Genomic DNA, 7412 nt, shown 5'->3' on the forward strand with positions numbered 1-7412 from the left:
TTGGTTTGAGCGAAGCTGGGCATCGGCAAGCTGGCTACCAAAACGGTGCAGCAACTCCAAAATAATTTCGATTTCATTAGATTCATCTCCTCAACTTTATAGGAACACTAATTAGGTGGACTCCACAAACCTTAGTTTCTCATTAAAAACAAGCTGTTAATCATGAGCTTTTTGTGTTAGTTTCAGCCACTTAATTGATTACCACACATCCCCAAAAATTTTCAAACTGCCTTCCCAGACCAACTGTAAAATGGTTTCAGTTCAGTTAAATTTTTACTGGTCTGAATTTTTCACAGGTTGGGGAACTGGGTTTGAGCATAATTATTGATTTTTGAGCGATGCCTGTGGGAACTTTATCAAATTTTGTCTCAGATATCAAGCTTTGGGATGGGGAGATGGCGAGATGCCGAGATGACGAGATGCTGTGGATGTCAAGAAAATCTGCGTTCTTGCTGTTTCCTTCTCGATCGAATTGTCGTTTTACCATTTTCAGGGGAGAATAGGCAGAGAAGGGGCTTGAATATTGGTGATTTTAGTGGAAGATAGCAAGATTATAGACTTATCAGAAGTTATGAGTGTTCCCGCGGCTCCTGCGGGTTACAAATCGGGGTTTGTGGCGATTGTCGGGCGCCCGAATGTGGGGAAGTCAACGCTGATGAATCTGTTGGTGGGGCAGAAAATTGCGATTACTTCGCCGGTTTCTCAGACGACTCGCAATCGACTGCGGGGTATTTTGACTACGGATGAGGCACAAATAATTTTTGTGGATACTCCCGGAATTCATAAGCCTCATCACCAATTGGGTAAGGTTTTGGTGCAAAATGCTCGAACGGCGATTCAATCGGTGGATTTAGTGCTATTTGTGGTGGATGGCTCGGTGGAGTCTGGTGGGGGCGATCGATATATTGTGGAAATCCTCAGCAATACGGAGGTGCCGGTGATTTTGGGGCTGAATAAGTTGGACGAACAGCCTCCTGATTCCGTGTTAATCGATCGCACTTACGAGCAAATTGTCAATCCTCAGTGGCCTGTGGTCAAGTTTTCGGCTCTAACTGGCGAGGGTGTTGAGTCGCTGCAAAAATTGTTAGTCGAACATTTGGACGTTGGGCCCTATTACTATCCGCCAGATTTGGTGACTGACCAGCCGGAACGCTTTATTATGGGTGAGTTGATTCGGGAACAGATTTTGCTGTTGACGCGGGAGGAAGTGCCGCATTCTGTAGCCATCGCGATCGAAGTTGTGGAAGAAGAACCAAAAATCACTCGCATTCTCGCTTCAATTCACGTTGAACGGGATTCCCAAAAAGGTATTTTAATCGGTAAGAGTGGGAGTATGCTCAAGTCGATCGGCAGTGCGGCCCGCGAACAGATTCAAAAGTTGATTGAGGGTAAGGTATATTTGGAGCTCTTTGTCAAGGTGCAACCCAAATGGCGGCAGTCTCGGACTCGTTTGGCGGAATTGGGCTATCGAGTGGAAGAGTAAAACTTTGGCGGTTTGCGGGATGTTCGCGATTATAAAGTGGCGGCTGGTGGTAGCGATCGGGTGATTCGGGGGTTTTGTGAGGAGTTGGGGATTGAGGTGCCTTTATAACTTAGGCAATAAAAAATAATATTTTGCTAAATTGTTAACAACACTCAAAAAAAGTGAACACCATGCTTAACCTCTCCCATAGCCGTCCCCTGAATCAATTTCAACAGGAAGCTCCTGAGTTGCTTCATCAGTTTGAAACAGATAAAACACCAATCGTAATCACCATTAATGGTAAAGCGGTTGCTGTACTTCAGGATGCGGAAAGTTATGAAAAACTACTTAATCGGTTAGAATTTCTTGAAACTATTGCAGGTATTCGTCAAAGCTTAGGGGAATTTGATCAAGGTAAAGGGGTTTCTATTCATCAAGCTTTTGAAGAGCTTCTACCTACCACCAATTACCTAAAAAAATGATCGCTGCAAAAGAAAACTTTCCTCAAATAACCCCAGAAGAATACTTTGCTTGGGAAGAAAAGCAGCTAGAAAAGCATGAGTATATCGACGGTCAAGTGTACGCCATGAGTGGCGGCAGCGTAAACCATAGCCGCATTGCCGTCAGACTCACAACTCTCTTCTCCAATCATCTAGAAAACAGCAGTTGCGAAACCGGAAACTCTGATCTGAGAGTCAACATCGCCGGAACCAAAAACTACACCCATCCTGATGCAAGTGTCACCTGCGACGATCGCGATAAAACCACAACTCAATACATTACCTACCCCTGCTTAATCGTTGAAGTTCTCTCTCCCAGCACTGAGGCTTACGATCGCGGTGGCAAATTTAGAATGTACCGCAACAACCCTGTCTTACAAGATTACCTATTGGTTAGTTCTACCAGTATTGAAATGGATTTGTATCACAAAAATGATGCTGGTGAATGGATCATCATTAACTACAAAGCAGGTGACACCATTGAACTAAAAAGCATCAATCTCAGTTTTGCGATCGAACAAATTTATCGCAACCTCGACCTCACCCCAGAAACAACAGCTTAAAATTGATAAAGCGATTAAATTAGGAGATTGTTATGATTGCAGCTAGAAAGCAGGAGCGGTACTTTACGCCTGAAGAGTATTTTGCTTGGGAGGAGCAACAATTAGAAAAGCACGAGCTAATCGATGGTCGCGTGTATGCGATGAGTGGGGGGACTAGAAATCACAGTGATATAGCGGGAAACATTTTAACGACGATCAAGCCCCATCTGCGGGGTAGTGGTTGTAAAACATACAATTCTGACTGCCGCGTAAATATCCTCAATACTCGCAACTATACCTATCCCGATCTGAGTGTCACTTGCGATCGGCGAGATAATTCTAGCCCTCAATATATTACCTATCCCTGTTTGATTGTTGAGGTTTTATCGGATAGTACCGAGGCTTACGACCGAGGCAAGAAGTTTGAAAAATATCGCCGCAATCCGAATTTAATTGATTATGTTTTGGTGAGTTCTGATGAGATGGCGATCGATATTTATCATAAAAATGATGCGGGGGATTGGTTGATTCTGAGCTATCGATCGGGCGATCGCGTCGAGCTTAAAAGTATTGGGTTGAGTTTGGCGATCGAGCAATTTTATGAAGAAATTGTTTTCGAGCAGCAATCTTGAATTTATTATTAAGAGGGCGATGTAATAATATTGATGTAGAGTTCTAAGAAATCTGTTACCGTTTAAATATTTGTGCAGCATATGCGTCCGAATGTTGATTCTCAGAAGATAGAACGACTGATGCAAGTCTTGGGCAGAGAGGCTCAGGGCTCAGGCTGCATCTATTTTACTGGTGGTGCTAGTGCCCTACTGATTGGATGGCGGAGTTCGACCATTGATATCGATATTCGTCTAGATCCTGAACCCCCAGGCATTTTTAGTGCGATCGCCAAAATCAAACAAGAATTGAATATTAATATCGAACTGGCTTCCCCACAGGATTTCTTACCCACAATTCCGGGGTGGCGCGACAGGAGTATCTTCATTGGCAAATACGGTCAAATCTCGTTTTATCACTATGACTTTATAGCCCAAGCACTCTCCAAAATATCCAGGGGATTCGATCGGGACATTAAAGATGTTCAAGCCATGTACGAACAGAAATTATTTTCCTTAGAAGAACTGCGTAATAGTTTTGAGAGTATTGCACCCGAATTAATCCGATTTCCCTCTCTTAATCCTGATGCGCTCAGAAGCAGAGTTGAGAACTTCATCAAACGTTTTGAAAGTAACATAGAGGATGGACAGTTATGAACTTAAATGAGTTGCCGGGAGCAGAGCTAATTCTACCTGGACTGAACGATCTTCATCATGGTAAAACTAATACAATTGGGTCATTGTTAGTCGCGATCGCGGCAACTCGCCTAGCCGAAGCGGGCTTAGATGTTCCTAAAGATCGTCTGGCCGCAGAGCCAGAATTGACTCTTTATGCCCGCCTTCAAGATGAACGAGATGATGCTTATCCCTACTACAATGCTTTGCTGAATCGCTTGAGTAGCTTTTGCAATGCACTTGAACTTCGTTATATGTGAGAATATGCGATCGATCGGCAGTAACAAAAGGATTTAATTAAAAAAAAAAGATGTCGATCGCTGCCGGTGGGCGATCGCTTGTAATTGGATGAAAGTGCGATCGATAAAACTCACCCCAAAAATACCTATGAAAACTACGATCGAAATCGATAACTCCCTCATCACTAATGCGCTCCAGGCGACTGGACTCACAGCACAACAAGAAGTTGTCGAACTGGCTCTGAACCTGTTGATCCAAATGAAAAACCAACAGAACCTCCGGGCGCTAAGGGGTAAACTCGCCTGGGACGGCGACCTCGATCGCATGAGAACGGATGCGGAACAATAGGCTTGCTATGAAAAATGTTTGTGTAAATCGTTAGAATAGTAAGTGCCAAAACCAACCAAGGAGAAACCATTGTTAAGCCTAGAAATGGCGATCGAAAAAATCCAACATTTTTCCCCAGAACAACGCAATAAAGTTATTGAATTTATCGAATTTCTAGAATTTCAAGCCAGCCAAACTCAAACGATAGAACAAAAAAACGATGACTCCGATCGAGAACAATCATTTTTTGAGCTAGCCGGAATCTGGGAAGGAAAAAATATCACCCTAGACGACATTCGCAAAGACCCATGGGGTAAAGAAAACCAATGATTTTGTGTGACACCAATATTCTCATCGAATTATATCAAAACAATACCGCAATCGTTCACGAACTAAAACAAATCGGCAGCCAGAACTTAACCATCCCAATCTGCGGTATTATTCAGCTATGCTCAGTATTGTACCGCATCTAGTATAGTATTGTACCGCAACTGCGATATAATTCTAAGTTAGAATGGTGAGTTATCTGTAGGACAATATCTTAAGATTATCTATTCTCTGAGAAAATCCTTTCAAGATTTAAATGATGTTAAAAAATCGACTTGTTGAAGCCCTAGATCAAGCAAAAGGTGAACGTGGACTACAGAAATTCTTAAAAGACGAGCCTTGGCTAGTTTGGGCAACTTTTATGAGTTGTGGTGGGCATTCTGAGTATGTCATTCCTGAGTTCTCATTAGGTGGAAAGTATTATGCTGATTTTGTTGTAATGCAGTCATTTTCTGGAGGTTGGAATATAGCTTTCATCGAATTAGAGCCAGTTGATGAAAATCCCTTTAATAAAGATGGAAGTCCATCTAAGAGATTGCGTGGTGCTATCAAACAAATTAATGATTGGCAAGATTTCGAGAAGGAGCAGGGAGCAGCTCTACGTTTTCAGTTAGCTGACGAATCTAAAAAACGAGATACATTGTATCCAGAGCGTCACCTAGCACGAGAACCTCGGTGCCCCAAGATGGAACTACGCGATCCGAAAACCTATTTGTGCTGTGAATATTTTATTGTTATGGGTAGAAGTAGCAAATTGGATGAAGAGCTTATCCATGCAAAATCAAAATTTGCTCGGCATCATAATAATGTGAAATTGTTGACCTATGACCGATTTATTGACGTTGCCGAAAAATCGATTAGTCAATATGAATATTATCAAAAAAGGATGATTGACGAAGAAGATAAACTGTTCCTGACGAAATTTGCCGAAGATCCAGCACAATTTGAGAGACAATTTGCTGAAAACCATCCAAATGAAATTATTGTTTGTGGCACTCCCTATAAAGTACACCCGATTGGGGACGGAGAAGGTTGTGCTATTGATGTTTTAGGCAGTTCTTATGAGATTTTTGAAGATCGACTTACTTTTAGCCTTAATCGAATTGAGTCTGATGGCTTAGGAATACCTGTTGCAGAAAATTTAGAATCCTTGTCTGCTGCAATACAACTTGCTGAAATTCATGAGCGATTTATCCACTTCCATGTGCATACAAATCATTCTCTTGATTTGGTAGATGAATGTTTGCAGCCTTTAAGAGATAATCCACCATATCTAATAGAGCAGGACTCTGGGGAAGATGAGTAGATCTAATATTCGATCAATCAGAAAATTGGTAGAATAAATAGATACGCTGCGATCGCGCACCCATCCAACAAGCTAGTAGCTCCAATCTGTTCACCATTTTTAGAATCTTGGACGTTTTGGACAAGTTCTTAGATGAAGCAACCTCAATACTTCACGATCCTACTTGAAGTGCGATCGCTAATCTTGTAGGGTTCGTTACATTTCATTAACGTAATTTTTTAATGCTAATTAGATTTTATCCGCCATTAAGTTTGATATTAAACTTAAGTCTTGAAGCAGAGTAGCAAGTGTTGTTTAGATGCAATTTGAATGGAATCAAGACAAAGCAAACTTAAACTTGAAAAAGCATGGTGTTTCATTCAATGAGGCATCTACCGTTTTCAACGATCCCTTATCTGTGACATTCCCTGACCCAGATCATTCCTATGGTGAGGAGCGTTACGTTACCATTGGATTATCCAGTGCTAGTCGCATCCTAATAGTCCCTCACACAGATCGAGAAGATCGCGTTCGGATTATCAGTGCGCGAGAGGCAACCCGAAATGAGCGGAGATTTTATGAAGATGGAGAATAATCAAGAGCTAGAGGACGAGTTACGTCCTGAGTATAATTTTAGTAAGATGAAGGGTGGCGTTAGAGGAAAATATGTCGATCGCTACAGGGCAGGAACGAATGTAGTGTTGCTCGATCCTGATGTTGCTCAAGCATTTCCAACAAGTGACGCGGTTAATGAAGCACTTCGGCTGCTCATGCAAATCGCGCAAAGACAGAAGCCTAACAATGCGTTGGAGCCGACAGCCGAGAGGTAATCTGCTAAGATTCAAAGTTTGTTTGCTGCGCTCAACTTCACCGTTATCTTGTAAACGCTGCCTGACTTTGGAGATGATTCGGAAGCTCGATCGATAATTAATAATTCCGCCTAAGATTCTCATTTCCACCCGATGAGTCGGTACAAACCCCACTTAACAACAAACCCCATTCCAACAACAGTAAAGTAAACTGAGAGCAGCCCAATTAGCCCCAGTTGACCTATGCCACGTTGGTTCAATACCGCTGGCCCTTGCCGCGATAACATTCACTATATGTTGCCGGCAACCCGACGCCTCCCGAATTTAGAGCGACTGATTGCTCAGCAAAGCTATTTTGTCATCCACGCACCCCGACAAATTGGTAAAACCACGGCAATGCTGGCTTTGGCCAAGCAACTCACTGACAGCCGACAGTACACTGCGATCGTGGTTTCCGTGGAGTTAGGTTCGCCCTTTAATGACAATCCACAACAAGCCCAAGCGGTCATTTTAAGTTCTTGGCGAAGTGAGGCGCGAGTCTATTTGCCACCGGAGCTCCAGCCACCACCAAAACAAGAAATGGAGGTGGGACAAGGAATTGAAGAAACCTTGCGGCAATGGGCACAAACTTCACCTC

At 42.7% G+C, this 7412-nt stretch carries 11 protein-coding genes and 1 pseudogene; all 12 read left to right on the forward strand.

Translation table 11 applies throughout. The features are described from left to right. The first annotated feature begins 571 nt into the window (after nt 1-571). Nucleotides 572-1483 (forward strand): GTPase Era, encoded by a 912-nt coding sequence (gene era / locus AAFP11_RS29030; protein WP_341740141.1) that lies wholly within the window; start codon nt 572-574, stop codon nt 1481-1483. Nucleotides 1484-1653: 170 nt separating this feature from the next. Then, a complete protein-coding gene (locus AAFP11_RS29035; RefSeq protein ID WP_341740133.1) occupies nt 1654-1944 on the forward strand; it encodes a type II toxin-antitoxin system Phd/YefM family antitoxin in 291 nt (96 codons plus the stop codon). Beyond that, nucleotides 1941-2525, forward strand: a complete 585-nt coding sequence (locus AAFP11_RS29040; RefSeq protein ID WP_341740134.1) for a Uma2 family endonuclease — start codon at nt 1941-1943, stop codon at nt 2523-2525. Before AAFP11_RS29035 ends, AAFP11_RS29040 begins: the two co-directional genes overlap by 4 nt. A gap of 32 nt (nt 2526-2557) precedes the next feature. Beyond that, nucleotides 2558-3136: a Uma2 family endonuclease gene (locus AAFP11_RS29045; RefSeq protein WP_341740135.1), complete on the forward strand. Its 579-nt coding sequence runs from the start codon at nt 2558-2560 to the stop codon at nt 3134-3136. An 81-nt stretch (nt 3137-3217) separates the two neighbouring features. Then, the gene (locus AAFP11_RS29050) at nt 3218-3769 is read left to right on the forward strand and encodes a DUF6036 family nucleotidyltransferase (RefSeq protein WP_341740136.1); all 552 of its coding nucleotides are present in this window, start codon (nt 3218-3220) and stop codon (nt 3767-3769) included. After that, the gene (locus tag AAFP11_RS29055) at nt 3766-4047 is read left to right on the forward strand and encodes a hypothetical protein (protein ID WP_293199268.1); all 282 of its coding nucleotides are present in this window, start codon (nt 3766-3768) and stop codon (nt 4045-4047) included. The genes AAFP11_RS29050 and AAFP11_RS29055 overlap by 4 nt, the downstream gene beginning before the upstream one ends. A 127-nt stretch (nt 4048-4174) precedes the next feature. Further along, nucleotides 4175-4375: a type II toxin-antitoxin system VapB family antitoxin gene (locus AAFP11_RS29060; protein WP_293193923.1), complete on the forward strand. Its 201-nt coding sequence runs from the start codon at nt 4175-4177 to the stop codon at nt 4373-4375. Nucleotides 4376-4417: 42 nt separating this feature from the next. After that, nucleotides 4418-4684, forward strand: a complete 267-nt coding sequence (locus AAFP11_RS29065) for a DUF2281 domain-containing protein (RefSeq protein ID WP_341740137.1) — start codon at nt 4418-4420, stop codon at nt 4682-4684. A gap of 253 nt (nt 4685-4937) precedes the next feature. Then, nucleotides 4938-5987 carry a Shedu anti-phage system protein SduA domain-containing protein gene (locus tag AAFP11_RS29070; protein ID WP_341740138.1) on the forward strand — a complete coding sequence of 350 codons (1050 nt, stop codon included), beginning with the start codon at nt 4938-4940 and terminating at the stop codon, nt 5985-5987. Between the two features lie 298 nt (nt 5988-6285). Next, nucleotides 6286-6561 carry a BrnT family toxin gene (locus AAFP11_RS29075; RefSeq protein WP_341740139.1) on the forward strand — a complete coding sequence of 92 codons (276 nt, stop codon included), beginning with the start codon at nt 6286-6288 and terminating at the stop codon, nt 6559-6561. Next, nucleotides 6551-6796 (forward strand): hypothetical protein, encoded by a 246-nt coding sequence (locus AAFP11_RS29080; protein ID WP_341740140.1) that lies wholly within the window; start codon nt 6551-6553, stop codon nt 6794-6796. Before AAFP11_RS29075 ends, AAFP11_RS29080 begins: the two co-directional genes overlap by 11 nt. A gap of 222 nt (nt 6797-7018) precedes the next feature. Further along, nucleotides 7019-7412, forward strand: a pseudogene (locus AAFP11_RS29085) (ATP-binding protein); the annotation flags it as partial.

The organism is Microcoleus sp. CAWBG640, from assembly GCF_020883015.1.
GTDB lineage: Bacteria > Cyanobacteriota > Cyanobacteriia > Cyanobacteriales > Microcoleaceae > Microcoleus > Microcoleus anatoxicus.

Excerpts from the sequence above, each read along its gene's own strand:
- AAFP11_RS29070 (WP_341740138.1), top strand. The coding sequence starts at position 4,938 with ATGATGTTAAAAAATCGACTTGTTGAAGCCCTAGATCAAGCAAAAGGT.
- era (WP_341740141.1), top strand. The coding sequence starts at position 572 with ATGAGTGTTCCCGCGGCTCCTGCGGGTTACAAATCGGGGTTTGTGGCG.
- AAFP11_RS29075 (WP_341740139.1), top strand. The coding sequence starts at position 6,286 with ATGCAATTTGAATGGAATCAAGACAAAGCAAACTTAAACTTGAAAAAG.
- AAFP11_RS29035 (WP_341740133.1), top strand. The coding sequence starts at position 1,654 with ATGCTTAACCTCTCCCATAGCCGTCCCCTGAATCAATTTCAACAGGAA.
- AAFP11_RS29040 (WP_341740134.1), top strand. The coding sequence starts at position 1,941 with ATGATCGCTGCAAAAGAAAACTTTCCTCAAATAACCCCAGAAGAATAC.
- AAFP11_RS29080 (WP_341740140.1), top strand. The coding sequence starts at position 6,551 with ATGGAGAATAATCAAGAGCTAGAGGACGAGTTACGTCCTGAGTATAAT.
- AAFP11_RS29045 (WP_341740135.1), top strand. The coding sequence starts at position 2,558 with ATGATTGCAGCTAGAAAGCAGGAGCGGTACTTTACGCCTGAAGAGTAT.
- AAFP11_RS29050 (WP_341740136.1), top strand. The coding sequence starts at position 3,218 with ATGCGTCCGAATGTTGATTCTCAGAAGATAGAACGACTGATGCAAGTC.
- AAFP11_RS29060 (WP_293193923.1), top strand. The coding sequence starts at position 4,175 with ATGAAAACTACGATCGAAATCGATAACTCCCTCATCACTAATGCGCTC.
- AAFP11_RS29055 (WP_293199268.1), top strand. The coding sequence starts at position 3,766 with ATGAACTTAAATGAGTTGCCGGGAGCAGAGCTAATTCTACCTGGACTG.